17 protein-coding genes are annotated in these 19,643 nt (G+C 41.1%); 13 read left to right on the forward strand and 4 right to left on the reverse strand.

Annotation, left to right across the window (positions count from 1 at the left end):
• Positions 1-131: 131 nt before the first annotated feature.
• The 4 genes from A6E06_RS00485 to A6E06_RS00500 all read left to right on the forward strand — a co-directional run bounded on the left by A6E06_RS00485 (position 132) and on the right by A6E06_RS00500 (position 3,654).
• Positions 132-761, forward strand: a complete 630-nt coding sequence (locus A6E06_RS00485) for a response regulator transcription factor (RefSeq protein ID WP_065592898.1) — start codon at positions 132-134, stop codon at positions 759-761.
• A gap of 85 nt (positions 762-846) precedes the next feature.
• Positions 847-1,470 (forward strand): MarC family protein, encoded by a 624-nt coding sequence (locus tag A6E06_RS00490; RefSeq protein WP_065592897.1) that lies wholly within the window; start codon positions 847-849, stop codon positions 1,468-1,470.
• Positions 1,471-1,673: 203 nt separating this feature from the next.
• Positions 1,674-1,940, forward strand: a complete 267-nt coding sequence (locus A6E06_RS00495; RefSeq protein ID WP_065592896.1) for a DUF4212 domain-containing protein — start codon at positions 1,674-1,676, stop codon at positions 1,938-1,940.
• 10 nt (positions 1,941-1,950) lie between these two features.
• The gene (locus A6E06_RS00500) at positions 1,951-3,654 is read left to right on the forward strand and encodes a sodium:solute symporter family protein (RefSeq protein WP_065592895.1); all 1,704 of its coding nucleotides are present in this window, start codon (positions 1,951-1,953) and stop codon (positions 3,652-3,654) included.
• Positions 3,655-3,759: 105 nt separating this feature from the next.
• Here A6E06_RS00500 and A6E06_RS00505 read toward each other — a convergent pair whose 3' ends face one another.
• Positions 3,760-7,206: a PAS domain-containing hybrid sensor histidine kinase/response regulator gene (locus A6E06_RS00505; RefSeq protein ID WP_065592894.1), complete on the reverse strand. Its 3,447-nt coding sequence runs from the start codon at positions 7,204-7,206 to the stop codon at positions 3,760-3,762.
• A 133-nt stretch (positions 7,207-7,339) separates the two neighbouring features.
• Positions 7,340-8,485, reverse strand: a complete 1,146-nt coding sequence (locus A6E06_RS00510) for a 3-phenylpropionate MFS transporter (protein WP_065592893.1) — start codon at positions 8,483-8,485, stop codon at positions 7,340-7,342.
• A gap of 214 nt (positions 8,486-8,699) precedes the next feature.
• Here A6E06_RS00510 and A6E06_RS00515 point away from each other — a divergent pair, with 214 nt between their 5' ends.
• From A6E06_RS00515 to fis, 9 genes are all read left to right on the forward strand, one after another.
• Positions 8,700-10,532: a putative nucleotidyltransferase substrate binding domain-containing protein gene (locus tag A6E06_RS00515; protein WP_065592892.1), complete on the forward strand. Its 1,833-nt coding sequence runs from the start codon at positions 8,700-8,702 to the stop codon at positions 10,530-10,532.
• 5 nt (positions 10,533-10,537) lie between these two features.
• On the forward strand, positions 10,538-11,179 hold the full coding sequence (locus tag A6E06_RS00520) for a 3'-5' exonuclease (protein ID WP_065592891.1): 642 nt from the start codon (positions 10,538-10,540) through the stop codon (positions 11,177-11,179).
• A gap of 204 nt (positions 11,180-11,383) precedes the next feature.
• Positions 11,384-13,333: an acetate--CoA ligase gene (gene acs / locus A6E06_RS00525; protein WP_065592890.1), complete on the forward strand. Its 1,950-nt coding sequence runs from the start codon at positions 11,384-11,386 to the stop codon at positions 13,331-13,333.
• 452 nt (positions 13,334-13,785) lie between these two features.
• A complete protein-coding gene (gene aroQ / locus A6E06_RS00530; RefSeq protein WP_065592889.1) occupies positions 13,786-14,235 on the forward strand; it encodes a type II 3-dehydroquinate dehydratase in 450 nt (149 codons plus the stop codon).
• Between the two features lie 31 nt (positions 14,236-14,266).
• Complete coding sequence (gene accB, locus A6E06_RS00535) at positions 14,267-14,725, forward strand: acetyl-CoA carboxylase biotin carboxyl carrier protein (RefSeq protein ID WP_065592888.1); 459 nt, start codon at positions 14,267-14,269, stop codon at positions 14,723-14,725.
• 11 nt (positions 14,726-14,736) lie between these two features.
• On the forward strand, positions 14,737-16,080 hold the full coding sequence (gene accC / locus A6E06_RS00540; RefSeq protein ID WP_065592887.1) for an acetyl-CoA carboxylase biotin carboxylase subunit: 1,344 nt from the start codon (positions 14,737-14,739) through the stop codon (positions 16,078-16,080).
• A gap of 115 nt (positions 16,081-16,195) precedes the next feature.
• Entirely contained in the window at positions 16,196-17,080 is an 885-nt protein-coding gene (prmA, locus tag A6E06_RS00545) for a 50S ribosomal protein L11 methyltransferase (RefSeq protein ID WP_065592886.1), read from the forward strand.
• Positions 17,081-17,275: 195 nt separating this feature from the next.
• Positions 17,276-18,244 (forward strand): tRNA dihydrouridine synthase DusB, encoded by a 969-nt coding sequence (dusB, locus tag A6E06_RS00550; protein WP_065592935.1) that lies wholly within the window; start codon positions 17,276-17,278, stop codon positions 18,242-18,244.
• A gap of 22 nt (positions 18,245-18,266) precedes the next feature.
• Positions 18,267-18,563, forward strand: coding sequence for a DNA-binding transcriptional regulator Fis (fis, locus tag A6E06_RS00555; RefSeq protein ID WP_005421285.1), 297 nt, complete (start codon positions 18,267-18,269; stop codon positions 18,561-18,563).
• A gap of 151 nt (positions 18,564-18,714) precedes the next feature.
• Here the strand turns inward: fis and A6E06_RS00560 are convergent, their stop codons facing one another.
• Both A6E06_RS00560 and zntR read right to left on the reverse strand, forming a co-directional pair.
• Entirely contained in the window at positions 18,715-19,023 is a 309-nt protein-coding gene (locus A6E06_RS00560) for a hypothetical protein (protein WP_065592885.1), read from the reverse strand.
• Between the two features lie 90 nt (positions 19,024-19,113).
• Complete coding sequence (gene zntR / locus A6E06_RS00565; protein ID WP_065592934.1) at positions 19,114-19,533, reverse strand: Zn(2+)-responsive transcriptional regulator; 420 nt, start codon at positions 19,531-19,533, stop codon at positions 19,114-19,116.
• Between the last annotated feature and the right edge of the window lie 110 nt (positions 19,534-19,643).

Raw genomic sequence — 19,643 nt, forward strand, 5'->3', positions numbered from 1 at the left:
CGAGATCTGATCTTATTTAATGAAAACAAGAAATAAGTTAGAGATACAGCGCAGACTTTAGCGTCTAAAAATTGCTCAAAAGGCGGTTAGATGTTAATTTTATTGAACAACTTATAAGGAACATTGTAGCCATGGACGATAACTACACCATTATTATTGCGGATGATCATCCCTTATTTCGCAATGCACTTTTTCAATCCATTCATATGGCGATCAGCGGTGCAAATCTACTTGAAGCTGATTCACTTGAAGCCTTACTTAAGGTATTAGAAAAAGAGCCCGATCCAGATTTACTTCTATTAGATTTAAAAATGCCAGGAAGTAATGGGATGTCAGGATTAATTCATCTTCGCTCTCAATACCCTGATTTACCTATTGTTGTAGTATCAGCAAGTGAAGAAGCCAGTATTGTCTCACAAGTAAAAAGCCATGGTGCCTTTGGTTTCATCCCTAAATCAAGTGATATGCGAACCTTGATCTCTGCACTCAATCAGATTTTAGCCGGAGATTCTTACTTCCCCGCAGGTTCGATTAAAAACTCACAAGCCTGCGACGATTTAGCCACCAAAATTACGAGCCTTACTCCGCAGCAATACAAAGTTCTCGGAATGCTTTCTGATGGGTTGCTTAATAAACAAATTGCTTATGACTTAGATGTATCTGAAGCCACAATAAAAGCGCACATGACAGCCATTTTTAGAAAGTTAGGGGTAAAAAATAGAACCCAAGCCGTTATTCTATTGCAACAAACTGAAAGTTAACTTTGATATAACATACTGGTCTATAAATTAAGGTATATTACCCGTTCATTTTATCCCTCTGTTTAACCTAACTCTGGGAGAGTTCATGATAAGCATCCTCGTTACTCAATTCGTTGTTCTTTGGGCTGTTATTGATCCTATTGGTTCTGTACCCGTTTATCTTTCACAAACTCAACATCTATCGGCTAAGCAACGTAAAGTTGTTGCTTTAAAAGCCGTTGCTATTGCCACCTCTGTCCTGTTATTTTTCCTCGTTATTGGTCAATTACTATTAGAAGCGATGCAGATTCCATTACCCGCGTTTCAAGTTGCAGGGGGATTGGTTCTTCTCATCTTTGCCTTAACAATGATTTTTGGTGAGAGTAAACCCGAACAAGAGCAAAAAATGAGTGAAGAAATTAGTCATTCAGATCTCGCAGATTTAGCGGTTTACCCTTTAGCGATTCCCTCCATTGCTTCTCCAGGCGCAATGATGGCAATTGTGATGCTAACGGATAATTCTCGATATTCCTTTTTAGACCAATCAGTGACTGCAGCGGTCATGATTGTGGTGCTCATCATTACTTTATGCCTTCTACTTGGGGCTACCTTTATTCATAAAATAATAGGTAATGTTGGCGCAGCTATCATTAGCCGTGTAATGGGGCTAATTTTAGCCGCCGTTGCCGTAAATAACCTGCTACTTGGAATTAAAGATTTCTATTTTTAATCACTTATCCAAGATAATACCTCTTAGACCTTGGTATTGATTAACATAAACTTAACACGAAAAATCACAACCCACCTCACATAAAACGCTCATATTTTGGGCGTTTTTCTTTATCTGCTCGACTAAAGTTGCACTGCTTTCTTTCTTTCTCACTGCTAATCTCTTTTTGGTTACATATTATTAACATTAAAAAGGAGCTGGCTATGGCGTTCGAAACAAAAGAACAAGCACAAGCCTATTGGAAGGAAAATCTAAGGATCATGGGTGGATTACTTTTCATCTGGTTCGCAGTCTCATTTGGTGCAGGCATCTTGTTTGTTGAACCACTAAATGCAATTCAAATCGGTGGCTTTAAATTAGGTTTCTGGTTTGCTCAACAAGGCGCTATCTATACCTTTGTTGCCCTAATATTTATTTATGTAGTTCGAATGAACTCATTAGATAAAAAATACAACGTACAAGAAGACTAGAGGAATTAGCATGGATATCCAAACTTGGACGTTTATATTAGTAGGTATTACTTTTACCCTTTATATCGGTATTGCGATATGGGCAAGAGCTGGCTCAACCAGTGAATTTTATGTGGCTGGCGGTGGGGTTCATCCTATTGCCAACGGCATGGCAACCGCAGCAGACTGGATGTCGGCAGCGTCGTTTATCTCTATGGCAGGTATCATTTCTTTTGTTGGTTATGATGGTGCCGTTTATCTTATGGGTTGGACTGGCGGGTATGTTCTTTTAGCCTTATGTCTTGCACCTTATTTACGTAAATTTGGTAAGTTTACTGTGCCAGATTTTATCGGTGAGCGTTATTACTCGCGTACCGCTCGTATGGTGGCTGTTTTCTGTGCCATCTTTGTTTCTTTCACTTATGTGGCAGGACAAATGCGTGGTGTGGGCGTTGTATTCTCTCGATTCTTAGAAGTTGATATTAACGTTGGCATCATCATTGGTATGGGTATCGTATTTTTCTATGCGGTACTCGGTGGCATGAAAGGCATCACTTATACGCAGGTTGCTCAATTCTGTGTCCTCATTTTCGCCTTTCTTGTTCCTGCGGTTTTCACCTCTATCATGATGACAGATAATGTTTTCCCTCAACTTGGCATGGGCTCCACTGTGACCGGTTCAGAGGTATATCTACTGGATAAACTCGATGGATTAACGACTGAACTTGGCTTTACGCCATATACCGATGGCTCTAAGAGCATGGTTGATGTCTTCTTTATCTGTGCCGCTCTTATGGTTGGTACTGCGGGTCTACCTCATGTAATTATTCGCTTCTTCACGGTTCCTCGCGTTAAAGATGCACGTATTTCTGCGGGTTGGGCATTACTGTTTATCTCATTCCTATACACCACAGCACCTGCGGTTGCCGCGTTTGCTCGTGTAAATATGATTGAAACCATTAATGGAACCGACAACCAGGGGGTTGCAGCGGCTGATGCACCGAGTTGGTATAAAAACTGGGAAGACACGGGTCTAGTCGGTTGGGAAGATAAAAATGGCGATGGAAAAATGTTCTATTCTGGTGATGAACGTAATGAAATGGACATCAACCGAGATATCATCGTTCTAGCATCACCTGAACTAGCAAATTTACCAAACTGGGTTGTTGCATTGTTGGCTGCCGGTGGCTTAGCCGCTGCATTATCAACGGCTGCTGGTCTACTACTGGTAATATCGACCTCTATCTCTCATGATTTATTGAAAAAAGGCTTTAAGCCAAATATGACAGATAAGCAGGAATTGCTCGCCGCCCGACTTGCTGCGATTGTTGCCATCGTTGGTGCTGGTTACTTAGGGATTAATCCTCCGGGCTTTGTAGCACAGGTGGTCGCGTTCTCCTTCGGTTTAGCCGCAGCGTCCTTCTTCCCTGCTATTATCTTAGGTATTTTCTATAAGAAGATGAATAAAGAAGGGGCGATTGCAGGTATGGTTTCAGGTGTCGTATTCACTACCGCTTATATTGTTTACTTTAAATTCATTAACCCCGCAGCAAGTACACCTGATAACTGGTGGTTTGGTATCAGCCCTGAAGGGATCGGTACGCTAGGTATGTGTCTGAACTTCATAGTCTCGATTGCAGTAAATAAAGTAACGGCTGAAGTACCACAAGATGTACAAGATTTAGTGGAATCTATTCGTTACCCTAAAGGTGCGGGTGAAGCTCACGACCATTAATCTGATAATGTTCAGTTTAATAGAACCAGAGTAACGTCAGAAAAATAATTTGGCTGATATGAAAAGGGAGTTAGTTATGCTAGCTCCCTTCTTTTATGATGAGTCCTAAACCACTGAGGTAGTGTGGCGATTTAACACAGACCTTAATTTTAACGGTTTGACTGGCTTTGCAATAAAACCAAAACCATTACTTTTAATACTTTCTAGTAAATCCTCAGTTTTATCTGCGCTGATCATCACCCCTTCAAAGTTATTACCTAAACGTAAGCGACATTGTTGTAATACTTCTAAGCCCGTTCTGTCGTTATCCAATCGGTAATCTGAGAAGATGACATCGGGTACCCAATCGTCTTCTAAACAACGTAAACTTCCCATTAAGTCTGTCGCTGTTTTTACTTCACAACCCCAACGTTCAAGTAGTGATTCCATGCCAATTAAAATGTCTGGTTCATTGTCCACACACAACACGCGAACCGAACTTAATGGTAATTCCGGCTTTTGGGTTATGGTAGGCGTATCGCTTTCAAGCGCCACACCACGCTCCAATGTGACAGAAAACACCGAGCCTTTATTGACCCATGAACGTAAAGAAATGGTATGACCAAGTACATGAGAGATCCCTCTAGCTATCGCCAATCCCAACCCTAACCCTTGATCAGCTCGTCCCTGATCGACACGAGTAAACTCCTCAAAAATAGCTTGTTGTTTCTCTTCTGCAATACCAATGCCGCTGTCCCATACATCAAGACGAATTTTACCTTCGACTCTTCTGGCACCAAGAACCACTTTTCCTTGAGGGTTATATCGAAAGGCGTTGGTTAAGAAATTCTGTAATACTCGACGTAATAATTTTGGATCGGATTCCACCACCACATCAGAATGAATCACCGAAAAATCAATCCCTTGTTGTTTCGCTAGAGCACCAAATTCAGCCTCTAAATTAGAGAGCATATGGTGGAGCGAAAAGCCGTGAACATTGGTTTCTAACTTACCCGCTTCTAAACGAGAAATATCCAATAAATCACCTATTAACTCTTCTGCCGCCCCTAATGCACTTTCAATATGCCCTGATATTTTCTTTGTCTCACCATCTTTAGCCACTTCACTTAATGAAGAGGCAAACAAACGGGCAGCATTCAAGGGTTGCATTAAATCGTGGCTCACTGCCGCTAATAATCGTGTTTTTGAATGCGAGGCTTTTTCAGCACTTTGGGTAGCACCCACCAATCGCTGATTCAATTTTTCTAATTCTTTGGTTCGTTCATGCACTCGAAACTCTAGGCTTTCATTGGTTTCTTTTAATGCTTTTTCTGCCTGTCTAAAAACGGTAATATCGGTAAAACTCATCACAAAACCGCCATTCGGCATCGGATTTCCTTGTACCTCGATCACCTGCCCATCCGCTCTGATCCGTGAAGAAACATGACGCGTTCCTCTTTCTAAATGCTCTACTCGTCGTTGAACGTGTATTTCAGGATCCCCCGGACCACACAATCCTTGCTCTGCATTATGACGAATTACATCCGCAATCGGTCGACCAACTTGAATAAGTCCTACCGGAAATGTAAATAATTCCAAATAACGTTGGTTCCATGCGACCAACTTCATCTGTTTATCAACCACTGCAATACCTTGGCTTATGTGCTCAATTGCTCCTTGTAATAAGCCTCGACTAAAATCATAAAGCTCCGACGCTTCATCTACGATGGTCGCAACTTCTTCCAATTGCATATTTCTCCCTCGCAATGCAGAGGTTAATACCAACCGAGAAGAGGAAGCCCCAAACACTCCAGCAAGAACACGTTCCGTGTGCCTAATTAATTGAGAGGTGGCTTGTTGCTGTGGCAGTAATTCTTCATCATGCTGTTCTGCAAACTGACGAAACGCTTTTCTTGCTCTTTTTCTACCAACAAAACGAGAAGCCAACATTTCAAGTTCGGCAACCGTCACGCGAGTTTGGTATACGCTTACGTCCTCACTTTCAGGCAATGGAGCACCCACAAAAGCCGCAGCTTGTAAGCGTTCACTTAGCGATGCTCGTGTAACCAAAGAAACAAGAATAAATAACACGGCATTTAAACCTAGACTCAACATCATTCCCCAATCAGACGTTTTTACATCCAATTGTTGTAACCACTCTGGAGGTGTAATTATCCACAATAAAAAGTTATCTTCTGCACTGCCTGCTAGCATTTGAGTTTGACTCATTAAGGTAATTAGCCACACTACAAAGCCAATCGCTAATCCTGCATAGACCCCTTTTTTATTTCCTTGTCTCCAATACAAACCACCAATAAGCGCCGGTGCAAATTGAGCTATCGCTGCAAACGCTAATAATCCAATAACAGAGAGGGAATCTATTGAATCTAACGCTTGATAAAATCCCCACGCACCCACTAATAACAATACTATCAACAACCGTCGAATCGTCACTAATAACTTAGAAAAATGCCCAAATGTACGAGCATTTGTTTTTACCCTACGTAATAACAAAGGCAATACGAGATCATTTGAAACCATGATAGCAAGCGCAATCGTCGAGACAATAACCATACCACTTGCCGCAGACGTTCCCCCGACAAAAGCCAGCAGCGCCATATGCTCGGCACCAATCGATAATGGCACACTAATAACAAATGCATCGCTCACACCACCAGCAAGTAATGCCTGACCCGCCCATGAAATAGGTAAAACAAATAACCCCATCAAGAATAAATAGAGAGGAAATACCCAACGAGCGGTTCGTAAATCTTGCGCTTGTTCGTTCTCTACCACCGTTGTGTGGAACTGACGAGGCAAACAAATAATCGCCGCCATTGTTAATAAAGTATGGAACAGTAACGTTATTAAATTAGGCGATTGGTAGGTTTCTTTTGCTACGGTAATCAAATCAACATTCGGATCTGAATACGCCAAATATAAAATGAAACCGCCAACCGAAAGAAAGGCAACAAGCTTAACGATGGATTCAAATGCAACAGCCATCATCAAACCTCGATGATGCTCCGTCGTATCTATATGTCGAGTCCCAAATAGGATGGTAAAAATAGCGAGCGCGCCACCCACAAACCAAGAGATATGACCATCTTGATACCCTAAATCTTGCGCTAAATTAGGGGCAACAAGATCAAGCCCCATGGTTATCCCTCGTAATTGCAACGCTATATAAGGAAGAATACCAATCACTGCAATGACCGTAATAACACCGGCCAAGCCTTGAGATTTACCGTAACGAGCCGCAATAAAATCGGCAATGGACGTAATGTGCTCTCGCTTTGCAATCAGAATAATTCGGGCTAAAAAACGCCATGCAAAAACAAAAACAAGAATGGGGGCAAGATAAATAGGAAGGAAAGCCCACGGGTTATTGGTGGCTTGGCCTACGGTGCCATAAAAGGTCCAAGAGGTGCAATAAACGGCAATAGAAAGGCTGTAAATCCATGGCCGATAACGTGCAAGCCACCCTTTTTGGCGATCACCATACCAAGCAATTAAAAATAGTAACCCTAAATAAGCCAGCGAAACTGGCACTACAATCCATCCTTGTGTCATCACTCATCCTTAGTGATACCAAACTAGATTTTTTATTTAAAAAAACGCTAGAAAGGTACAAATACTCTGTAGCACCATTCTAGCGTTTTATTATTGCTTCGTTTTTAACCAAGCCAACAAATGTGATTAGGGCCTATTTATCTTTTATTTTATCCAGTTTAATCATCAGAGCAAAAATACCCATTGCCGCCATTATCCAGAAAATATTCGCGCCCCACGCTTCATAACCCCAACCACTTAATGTCGTCATTAAGGCAATAAACGCACCCAAAGGAATTGCGTTATACAGGGCTTGCAGAGGGATCATCTTGTTTTGAGGGAATTTTTGAATGTATTGAATCGCCGCTAAATGCGCCATTGCAAAGGTAACACCATGCAATGCTTGAACAAATACTAAGGCAACTAAATCAGTGGTAGCCGCGGTCAGACCCCAACGAACTATTACCCCTACTGCTGCCACTTTAAATAAGGTTGATATTTTCCAGCCCGCAAACAATTGTTTACTGAACGCGAATATCATCACTTCAGCGACCACACCCAAGCTCCATAAGTAGCCAATCGTACTTTCTTGATAGCCTGATTCTTTCCAATAAATAGAGCTGAAACTGTAATACGCAGCATGACTGCCTTGGATTAGTGACACTAAAATAATAAATTTTAAGACTGGCGTTTCACTTAACAGTGAAAGTAATTTTGGTCGAGTTTGATCTTCTTCGGCTACCGAAACCGGCATAGGATTTGGATTTCGCATCACTAAGAATAGTGCCGCTAATATCCCAGCTATCGCAGTATAAACGATCATATCCGTACCAAAGCCAGAGACTAGATAACCAACAACCGTCGATCCCACAATAAAACTCACAGACCCCCATAAACGCGTTCGACCATAATCCAATAAATTATTTTTTGCGTAGTAATTTGTCATCGCATCTGACAATGGAACGGCTGGCCCGCATGACAAATTAAATAATACGGTGACAAATGCCATCCACCAGAAATTACCGCCATTAATTAAAAACAAACCAAGCGCGACTAAGGAGGCGAGCGTCAATACTCGTAATGCAGGGATTAAATATTCCACTTTATGTAAACGAGGGGTAATCACTAAATTCGCAACACAACGCGTCGCAAAACCTAAACCAATTAAAACGCCGATATCTCCAGCAGATACCCCCTGATCTTCAAACCACAACGCCCAAAAAGGTAAATACACGCCGTAGGCAAAAAAGAATCCACCAAAATATTGAGAGATCCAAGCAAAGGGAGATACGCGAAACATGACAATGTCCAAAAGGAAATAAAAAGAGGCGAACATTATGGCATCGTATTGATTTATAAAAAGGGAAAACAGAACAGATGAAAACTGCACCTTTTAAAATGTGACTTCGGCTTCAATTTTTAATCAATAAATAAGAGACCTAGACTAAAGTCGTCTTCATTATTTAGTGATTTATAGTGAAAATAAGCACACTAACCAAGGTAAGGATGGAGCTATGCCAAGTGAACTCAATTTCTCAATTGCTCCATTCAATACTCTAACAACTCAAGAACAAGAGCAATTAACCCGTCATGTCGATATTGCCTATTTCCGAACGGGAGATACATTACTGCATGAAGGGCAAGAGCCTGAAAATGTCTTCATCATCATAAAGGGAGTTGTTGAAGAGCGTTCAAATAGCAATGGAGAGATCTACGCGCATTATACCCATGATGATCTTTTTGATATTCGATCTCAATTTGAAGGTTCCGCCAAACACACCTATCACGCAATCGAAGATACATTATGTCATCTTCTTCCTAGCTCTGTTTTTCTCTCTTTATATAAAAATAATCATGCCTTTTCTGCCTATTTCAATAACAGTTTAGCCAAACGAAAAGCATTAATTACACAAGCTCACCAACAACAAAACCTCGCCGAATTTATACTCACCAAAGTGGATGATGATACGATTCAAGAGTGCCTCGTTGTCGATGGAAATACGTCATTAAAACACGTCACGCATTTACTCAAAGAAAATAATGCAGACGCTTTATTTGTAGAGTTGAATCAATACGACAAACGACATCAAGCAACCAGCAACCACTTACCTTTTGGCATTATTACTCGAACCGACTTATTGCACGCCTTAATGCTTGATGGGCTTGACCCTAATCAGCCCGCGGGACCAATAGCAACTTATCCTATTGTTCATGTTCATAAGGATGACTACCTCTTTAACGCCATGACGTTAATGACTCGACATCGAGTAAAACGCGTTGCTGTTCTCGAAAATAATCAACTCATTGGCATGTTAGATATGACACAAGTCTTGAGTCTTTTTTCAACACACTCCCATGTCCTTACGTTACGGATCGCTAGAGCACAAAGCATTGAAGAGCTCGCAATAGCAGCCAACAGTCAAACGCAACTCATTGAAACTTTAATTAATAATGGTATTCTAACTCGATTTATTATGGAGTTAATCTCAACCGTTAATGAACAAATCATTGAAAAAGCATTCAGTTTGATTGTGCCTAAAAGCTTACATAATCATTGCTGCTTCATTGTCATGGGCTCTGAAGGTCGAGGAGAACAAGTCCTAAAAACAGATCAAGACAATGCCTTAATCATTGAAGATAACGTTGAATGGCCCAATGTTCATACGTTGATGAAAAAGTTAACCCAAACACTACAACAATTAGGTTACCCATTATGCAAAGGAAACATAATGGTAAGTAATCCTCATTGGGTAAAAACAGAGGGAGAATGGCTACATTATATTGAAAAAATATGCACTGAACATAACGGCAATAACATGATGAATTTAGCTATTTTTTCTGATGCTCAAGCCATTGCAGGTAATCGCGAGTTACTTACCCCCTTAAAGCAATGCATAACGAATAAACTCAACGATAATGATCTCATCCTCAGTTTTTTTATTCGTCCCGCTCTTCAATTTACCGTTCCATTGACTTTGTTTGGCAATATAAAAAATAAAAAAGAAGGGATTGATATCAAGCAAGGCGCTATTTTTCCCATTGTTCACGGGATCCGAACATTGTCACTAGAGCAAGGGATTGATAAAACCAACACTTTCCAACGTATTGACGAATTATGCCAACGTAAAGTACTCGAACCATCGACAGCAGATAATTTAAGTGAAGCCTTAAAGCTATTTTTCAAATGGCGCTTACGTCATCAATTACAAGAGAAAACAGCTCAACTCACTAATCATATTCACATAGAACAACTTGATAGAACTGAACGGGATTTATTGCGCCACAGTTTACACATCGTTAAAAAATTCAAAGAATGGCTTGGTTATCATTATCAGATCAGGGATTAATAATAATGAATCGACTACAACGCTGCTGGTGGCACTATAAATTACGAACTCATCCACATCGTGAGTTATTTACTCCTTACTCTGGAGATGAGTTGGTTTCTATAGATTGTGAAACCACTAGCCTTGACCCGAATTATGCCGAATTGGTCTCAATTGCTGCTATCAAAATAAAAAATAATCGAGTACTCACAAGCCAGACCCTTCATCTAAAATTAAGACCTCCACAGAGCCTGACTTCTGATTCAGTTAAAATACATCAATTAAGACACCAAGATTTAACTCACGGGATATCAGAAAAAGAGGCCCTTGAGCTGCTCATTAAATTTATTGGACGCTGCCCAATTGTTGGGTACCACATTCGTTATGATAAGAAGATTTTAGATCGCGTCTGCCTACGTCACTTCACTCACCCCCTACCAAACCGACTTATTGAAGTGAGTCATCTTTATCATCACAAATTAGAAAGACTATTACCTAATGCGTATTACGATTTAAGCATTGAAGCGATTTCTCGACATTTAGACCTACCACAGGCCGAACGCCATGATGCCCTTGAGGATGCCATTGCTGCTGCTCTTATTTATGTGCGCTTAACTTATGGGGATTTTCCCGATCTACCTAAAATAAGAAATGCTCACAGTTACTGATCTGCCTCTCAAAAACCAACTCTTATCTGGTCAAAAATTCAGTAAACCTTTCTTTCTCTGACTAAAGTCTAATTGTTGAAAACACATTTCTAGCAGAAAGTAATATCAACCCTACTAATAAAAGAGCAGAGCCAATGAAGGCACTGCCATAAATTCAGCGACATACTAATCTGGATATTTGCTGTATTCACAAGGAGAACCAACATGAGTGACATTCACGTATACCCAGTCAATCAAGACATCGCCAACAATGCACATGCCGATGAAGATAAATACCGTGAAATGTACCAGCAATCCGTTATTAACCCTGAAGGTTTCTGGCGTGAGCATGGACAAATAGTCGATTGGATGACTCCTTACACTAAAGTAAAAAATACCTCTTTTGATACTGGCCACGTAGACATTAAATGGTTTGAAGATGGCAAACTCAATGTCTCTGCAAACTGCATTGATCGCCATCTTGCCACTCGTGGCGATGAAGTCGCTATTATTTGGGAAGGCGATGATCCACAAGATGATGCGTCAATTACCTTCAACGAACTTCACGAACAAGTGTGTAAATTCTCAAACGCACTTAAGAGTCAAGGCGTTCGTAAAGGCGATGTCGTGTGCATTTATATGCCAATGGTTGCTGAAGCAGCCGTTGCAATGCTTGCTTGTACTCGTATTGGTGCAGTTCACACGGTTGTTTTTGGTGGGTTCTCACCAGAAGCATTGGCAGGTCGAATTGTTGATTCCGATGCGAAAGTCGTGATCACCGCCGATGAAGGCGTTCGTGGCGGTCGTACCGTACCTCTAAAGAAAAACGTCGACGATGCATTAAATAACCCTGAAGTCACAACCATTGAAAAAGTGGTTGTATTCCAACGTACTGGTAATGACATTGAGTGGACTGAAGATCGTGATGTATGGTGGCATGAAGCAACAGCGGTTGCGTCTGCGCATTGTGAACCAGAAGCAATGAATGCAGAAGATCCTCTTTTCATTCTTTACACCTCAGGCTCAACAGGTAAACCAAAAGGTGTATTACACACCACTGGCGGCTACCTTGTTTATGCAGCAATGACCTTCAAATACATCTTTGATTACCAAGAAGGTGAAGTCTTCTGGTGTACCGCTGATGTAGGTTGGATCACTGGCCATACTTATTTAATCTACGGACCTCTCGCTAATGGCGCAAAAACCATTCTGTTTGAAGGTGTGCCAAACTACCCAAGCACTAGCCGCATGAGTGAAGTGGTCGATAAGCACAACGTAAATATTCTTTATACTGCACCAACAGCCATTCGAGCACTCATGGCTCACGGTAATGACGCAGTAGAAGGAACCTCAAGATCCTCATTACGCGTGATGGGATCCGTCGGCGAACCAATCAACCCTGAAGCATGGGAATGGTATTACAACACCATTGGTGATGCTCGCTGCCCAATCGTTGATACATGGTGGCAAACCGAAACGGGTGGGATCTTAATCTCTCCTCTTCCTGGTGCAACCGCATTAAAACCGGGTTCAGCAACTCGTCCATTCTTTGGTGTTCAACCTGCTTTGGTTGATAACATGGGTAACATTATTGAAGGTGCTGCCGATGGAAATCTCGTGATTACCGATTCATGGCCGGGGCAAATGCGCACCATCTACGGTGATCATGACCGTTTTGAACAAACGTACTTCTCAACCTTTAAAGGGATGTATTTTACCAGCGATGGCGCTCGACGTGATGAAGATGGGTATTATTGGATCACTGGCCGTGTTGATGACGTATTAAATGTTTCGGGTCATCGAATGGGCACCGCGGAAGTTGAATCCGCGCTCGTTTCTTTCAGTAAAATCGCAGAAGCAGCAATTGTTGGTGTTCCACATGATATTAAAGGCCAAGCGATTTACGCATACATCACCCTAAATTCGGGTGAATACCCAAGTGCGGAACTTCATAAAGAAGTCAAAGATTGGGTGAGAAAAGAAATTGGACCTATCGCTACACCTGATTTTTTACACTGGACAGATTCGCTGCCTAAAACTCGTTCAGGAAAAATCATGCGTCGTATTCTTCGTAAGATAGCAACGGGAGATACCTCTAATCTAGGAGATACTTCTACATTGGCGGACCCAAGTGTTGTTGATAAACTCATTGAAGAGCAAAGAAAAATTGCCTAAATAGAACAATGAAAATTCTCTCGTAGAGTAAAAACTCAGCTTAGTAAAAAAGCCACTATTAAACATAATAGTGGCTTTTTTCTTGTGACTTCTAGCTCAAATTGACATAACAATTTCTTCCAAAAGAATTTCTGATGAATAAACGAAATCAAAAACTGTATAATTGTTCCACAAGTTAGAAGTATTTGTTAATTAACAGATAAAACAACAGAACTTAACCATTCGATTAGATTCTAATTGTCATATTCAAGCCAAAATGCGTTTTATTTTTTGAACAACAAATGAAACTTAGAGCTGATAAGACCAGTATTTTGCTGCGATTTGCTGTGATATTGTCTATAATTGCTTTTTATGAGCATTCGCAAGACAAAAATTGCAAAAGTTCATCGAATCTAATATAAAAGATGTGCTTTTTTTACTTTAACTGTAAAAACAAGGAATTTAGCATCACAATGTCTACTCAATCGCGAATTTTAGTTCTCAATGGCCCGAACCTTAATCTATTAGGTCTTCGAGAGCCTGCACATTATGGCAGTCAAAATTTAGAACAAATTGTCAATACTCTTACCGTTCAAGCGAATGCATTGAATGTTGAACTTGAGCATTTACAATCTAATCGTGAATATGAGCTGATCGAAGCTATTCATAATGCATATCAACGTATTGATTTCATTATTATCAATCCAGCAGCGTTTACTCATACGAGTGTCGCTTTGCGTGACGCATTGCTTGGTGTTGATATTCCTTTTATCGAAGTACATTTATCTAATGTCCATGCTCGCGAACCTTTCCGCCACCACTCTTATCTTTCCGATAAAGCCGTAGGCGTGATTTGTGGGTTAGGCGCAGATGGCTACGAATTTGCTTTGAATGCAGCGATAAAACGCCTGCGTTCAAATTAATCACTGAATATAAAACAGAAGAGATGACACAATGGATATCCGCAAAATTAAAAAACTAATTGAACTAGTTGAAGAATCTGGCATTGCTGAACTTGAGATCTCTGAAGGTGAAGAATCAGTACGCATCAGCCGTGCTGTTGCCCCTATGGCTCAATTAGCACCAATGCAACCATACCCAGCGCCAGTCGCTCCTGTTGCTGCTCCAGCGGCACTACCTGTTGCCGCTCCAGTGGTAGAGACTCCTACAGAAGTCGCAGGTCACAAAGTGCGTTCTCCAATGGTTGGTACTTTCTACGGCGCTTCTAGCCCGGATGCAAAACCATTTGTTAAAGTTGGTCAACAAGTCACTGCTGGTGATACTCTTTGTATCGTTGAAGCAATGAAAATGATGAACCAAATCGAAGCAGATAAATCGGGTGTTGTTACCGCGATTCTAGCTGAAGACGGTAACCCGGTTGAGTTTGATCAACCTCTTGTTATCATCGAATAATAGAGGCTGCTATGTTAGATAAATTAGTTATTGCAAACCGTGGTGAAATTGCACTACGAATCTTGCGAGCATGTAAAGAACTTGGCATTAAAACTGTTGCTGTTCACTCTACTGCTGACCGTGATTTAAAACACGTATTGCTTGCAGATGAAACAATCTGTATTGGCCCTGCTCGCAGTGCTGACAGCTACTTAAACATCCCTCGAATCATCAGCGCGGCAGAAGTAACAGGGGCAGTTGCTGTTCACCCAGGTTACGGTTTCTTAGCTGAAAATGCTGATTTTGCAGAGCAAGTTGAACGTTCAGGCTTCATCTTTGTTGGTCCAAAAGCGGAAACTATCCGTATGATGGGTGACAAAGTGTCTGCGATCAGCTCAATGAAAAAAGCAGGTGTACCTTGTGTACCTGGTTCTGACGGCCCGTTAGATAACGATGAAGCAAAAAATAAATCATTTGCTAAACGTATCGGCTACCCAATTATCATCAAAGCCTCTAGCGGTGGCGGTGGTCGTGGTATGCGTGTTGTTCGTGCAGAAAAAGACCTTATTGAAGCGATTGCAATGACTCGTGCTGAAGCGACTGCGTGTTTTGGTGATGGTACGGTTTACATGGAGAAATTCCTTGAAAACCCTCGCCACATTGAAGTACAAATCATTGCTGACGGTCAAGGCAACGCAATACACCTTGGTGAACGTGATTGTTCTATGCAACGTCGTCACCAAAAAGTGGTTGAAGAAGCTCCGGCTCCAGGTATCACTGAAGAGATGCGTAAATACATCGGTGAGCGTTGTACGCGAGCTTGTGTTGATATCGCTTATCGTGGTGCTGGTACTTTTGAATTCCTATACGAAAATGGTGAATTCTACTTCATTGAGATGAATACACGTATTCAAGTTGAGCACACGATTACTGAAATGGTAACGGGTATCGACTTAATCAAAGAGCAACTGCGCATTGCTGCAGGTCAACCTCTTTCTTTCACTCAAGATGATATCAAGCTACGTGGCCACTCTATTGAGTGTCGTATAAATGCTGAAGATCCTGTTCGTTTCCTACCTTCACCAGGTAAGATTACACGTTTTCATGCACCTGGTGGCATGGGCGTTCGTTGGGAATCTCATATTTATACCGGCTACACAGTGCCACCACATTACGACTCAATGATCGGTAAGCTAATTACTTACGGTGAGAACCGTGATGTTGCTATCGCTCGTATGAAGAACGCATTAAGCGAAATGATTGTTGAAGGCATTAATACTAATATCTCTTTACACTTAGATATTATGAATGATGAAAACTTCCAACACGGCGGTGCGAATATTCATTATCTTGAGAAAAAATTAGGTCTTCAATAAGGCATAATTTTCATTCTTTAAGCTAAGAAATAAATAAAGGCCGTGAGTGATTACACTCACGGCCTTTTTCTATGATAAAATTCGCCGATATTTTCAACTAAATAAAGTGATCCCCATGCCTTGGATTCAAGTAAAACTAAATGCAACATCGGAAAATGCTGAACTCATCAGCGATATGCTAGTAGAAGAAACTGGTGCACTTTCTGTTACATTTTTAGATGCTAAAGATAGCCCTATCTTTGAACCTCTTCCTGGAGAGACTCGTTTATGGGGTGAAACAGACATTGTTGCTCTTTATGATGCAGAAACCGACATGGATTTAGTCATTACACAATTGAAAGCAAGCACCATTCTTGATGACCATTTTGCTTACAAAGTAGAGCAACTTGAAGATAAAGATTGGGAACGCGAATGGATGGACAACTTCCACCCAATGAAATTTGGCGAACGCTTATGGATTTGCCCAAGCTGGCGTGAAATCCCAGAACCTGACGCTATCAACGTAATGCTTGATCCTGGCCTTGCATTCGGTACAGGTACGCACGCAACAACCGCACTTTGTCTTGAATGGCTAGAAAGCATCGATCTTACTGGTAAAACAGTTATCGACTTCGGTTGTGGTTCTGGCATCTTAGCGATCGCAGCGATCAAATTAGGTGCAGCGAAAGTTGTTGGGATCGACATTGATCCTCAAGCGATCACTGCATCAAAAGACAATGCCACTCGCAATGGTGTTGCAGATCAACTAGCGCTTTTCCTTCCTCAAGACCAACCTGAAAACCTAGTTGCTGATGTGGTTGTCGCTAATATTCTTGCAGCCCCTTTACGTGAGCTTTCAAGTATTATTACGGCTCATGTGAAACCAGGTGGCGTACTAGCTATGTCTGGCGTGCTCGATACTCAAGCAGATAGTGTTGCTTCATACTACTCAGATAACTTCACTCTTGATGCAATTGCAGAGCAACAAGAATGGTGCAGAATCTCTGGAATTAAGAAGTAACGGCCTCCAAGACCTACTCTTCCTAGAAAAAACTTCAATGCCTCAATACTAAATTTGAGGCATAAAACCATCTAATTGACTGAAATATAAACAAATTGCACAAACAATTTGTAAATGCTCAAAATTTGGTCTTTTCAGGCGAGGAAAAAATGCGTAAAATGCGCGCCCTTGCCGACACAAACGTGCGTGGATGTTTTGCAGATAGGTAAATATACATTAAAGAACAATCTTATCGTTGCTCCTATGGCTGGTGTGACTGATAAACCTTTTCGTGAATTGTGTATGCGTTACGGCGCAGGCATGGCTGTAAGCGAAATGATGTCTTCTAATCCAAAACTGTGGAAAACATCTAAGTCCCAAAATCGCATGGTGCATGAAGGTGAATCTGGTATTCGCTCGGTACAAATTGCAGGGGCAGATCCTAAGTTAATGGCGGAAGCAGCGCGATACTGTGTTGAGACTGGTGCGCAAATCATCGATATCAATATGGGATGCCCTGCTAAGAAAGTGAATAAGAAGCTTGCAGGCTCAGCGCTCCTACAACGCCCAGATTTGATTGAAGAGATCTTATTGGCAGTTGTGAATGCGGTTGATGTTCCTGTTACTCTGAAAACGCGTACAGGCTGGGATCCGGACAATAGAAACTGTGTTCAGGTTGCAAAAATGGCAGAACAATGCGGCATTCAAGCTTTAGCGCTCCATGGGCGTACCAGAGCTTGCATGTACAAAGGTGATGCTGAGTACGACAACATTAAAGCGGTAAAAGAAGCGATTTCGATTCCGGTTATAGCAAACGGTGATATTGACTCACCGGAAAAGGCTCGTTTTGTGCTGGATTACACCGGCGCAGACGCTTTAATGATCGGCCGTCCTGCACAAGGTAGGCCATGGATTTTTCAAGAAATCCAACATTATTTAGAAACGGGCGAATTCATGCCACCTCTTCCTATTGAAGAAGTGAAGGCCACTTTATTGGGTCATGTTCAAGCGCTTCACCTATTTTATGGTGAGTTTTTAGGCCCTCGCATTGCTCGTAAGCATGTGGGTTGGTATTTAAAAGAGCACGAACAAGCAAATGAATTCCGCCGCGGCTTTAATGCTATTGAAGATGCCCATCAGCAACTTCAACAGCTTGAAAGCTATTTCGACCACGTTGCATCATAATAACAGAAGAGCTAAACAGAATATGTTCGATCAATCTATGACTTCAGAAGCATTAACAGTTACAACAGTTACAGCACAAGACCAGATTACTCAGAAGCCACTACGTGACTCTGTTAAGGCTTCGCTGAAAAACTACTTAGGCCAATTAAACGGTCAAGAAGTTAACGACTTATATGAATTAGTATTAGCTGAAGTAGAGCAACCTCTACTAGACATGATCATGCAGCATACTCGCGGCAACCAAACAAAAGCAGCAAATATGATGGGTATCAACCGTGGTACACTTCGTAAGAAACTTAAAAAATACGGCATGAACTAATCAAGTCTTATTAAAAATTCAAAGCAGTGTTAAGCAATTAACGCTGCTTTTTTTATATCTAAGATAAAGCCTACTATGTCTTGTACTAATCAATAAGCATAAAAAAGCCGATACTACATTTCTGTAATATCGGCTTTAAATCTCTTACCAATTATGGCGGCCAAGCTCGTTTCTTACCACCACCAGCGCCAACTCCTGAGCGAATAAGCTCAACGGCTTTTGCTGTTTTCTCTTCAATGCCTTTCAAGCGATCATCAAGTTCACTTAAATCAACTGAGGCTCCTGATGTACTCGTACCTTGAGTACCACCGCTATCAATCATTTTAGCGATCTTAGCGTTTTGAGCTTCAATACGCTTAATGCGAGCATCAAGCTCCATGACTGCTTTCCCTTGTTCACTGATTTTTCTGTCGATAACTTTCAGGGCGGAAAGCAATTTCATTACGTATTGTTTTTCCATTAATTGGCTCTCACCTAATTTTTACTCATCTCTTTATACATTAATCTATCGACCATTTTATCAACATCTTTAATAAACCGTTACAATAAATTACGCTTTCTTTTCTTCTAAATCCGCCAGTGCTGAAAGTATTGAGCAATGCGAAGCATCCTCATCAATATGGCCACAGCACGCATCATTAATGCTTTTCAATGCGGTACGTATATCCGTGAGTTGTGCAATCTTCTCATCTATAATCGTTAACTTAGTCTGTGTGATCGATTTAACTTCAGCACAGCTGTGTTTAGTTGCCTCTAAGCGAATCGCAAGTAACTCTTTAATCTCATCAAGAGTCAAACCCAATTGCTTTGCTTTTAAAATAAAACGAATTTGCGCTAGATTTTCTTCATTATAAAGACGATAACCGCTACTGCTTCTTCCCGACGGAATGAGTAATCCATTTTTTTCATAAAAACGTAATGTATCACTGGTTACATTACAGTGTTTTGCCAACTCACCAATTAAATACATTTTCATTCGTGCTAATCCCTCTTCTTCTGCTCCCATTTTCATTCCTTTTTACCAAAAAGGGCATCTTTTTTTGAGAATGCAATCGATTGCGGAAGCTTTTTTGTTTAACT

The organism is Aliivibrio sp. 1S175, assembly GCF_001690985.1.
Classification (GTDB): domain Bacteria; phylum Pseudomonadota; class Gammaproteobacteria; order Enterobacterales; family Vibrionaceae; genus Aliivibrio.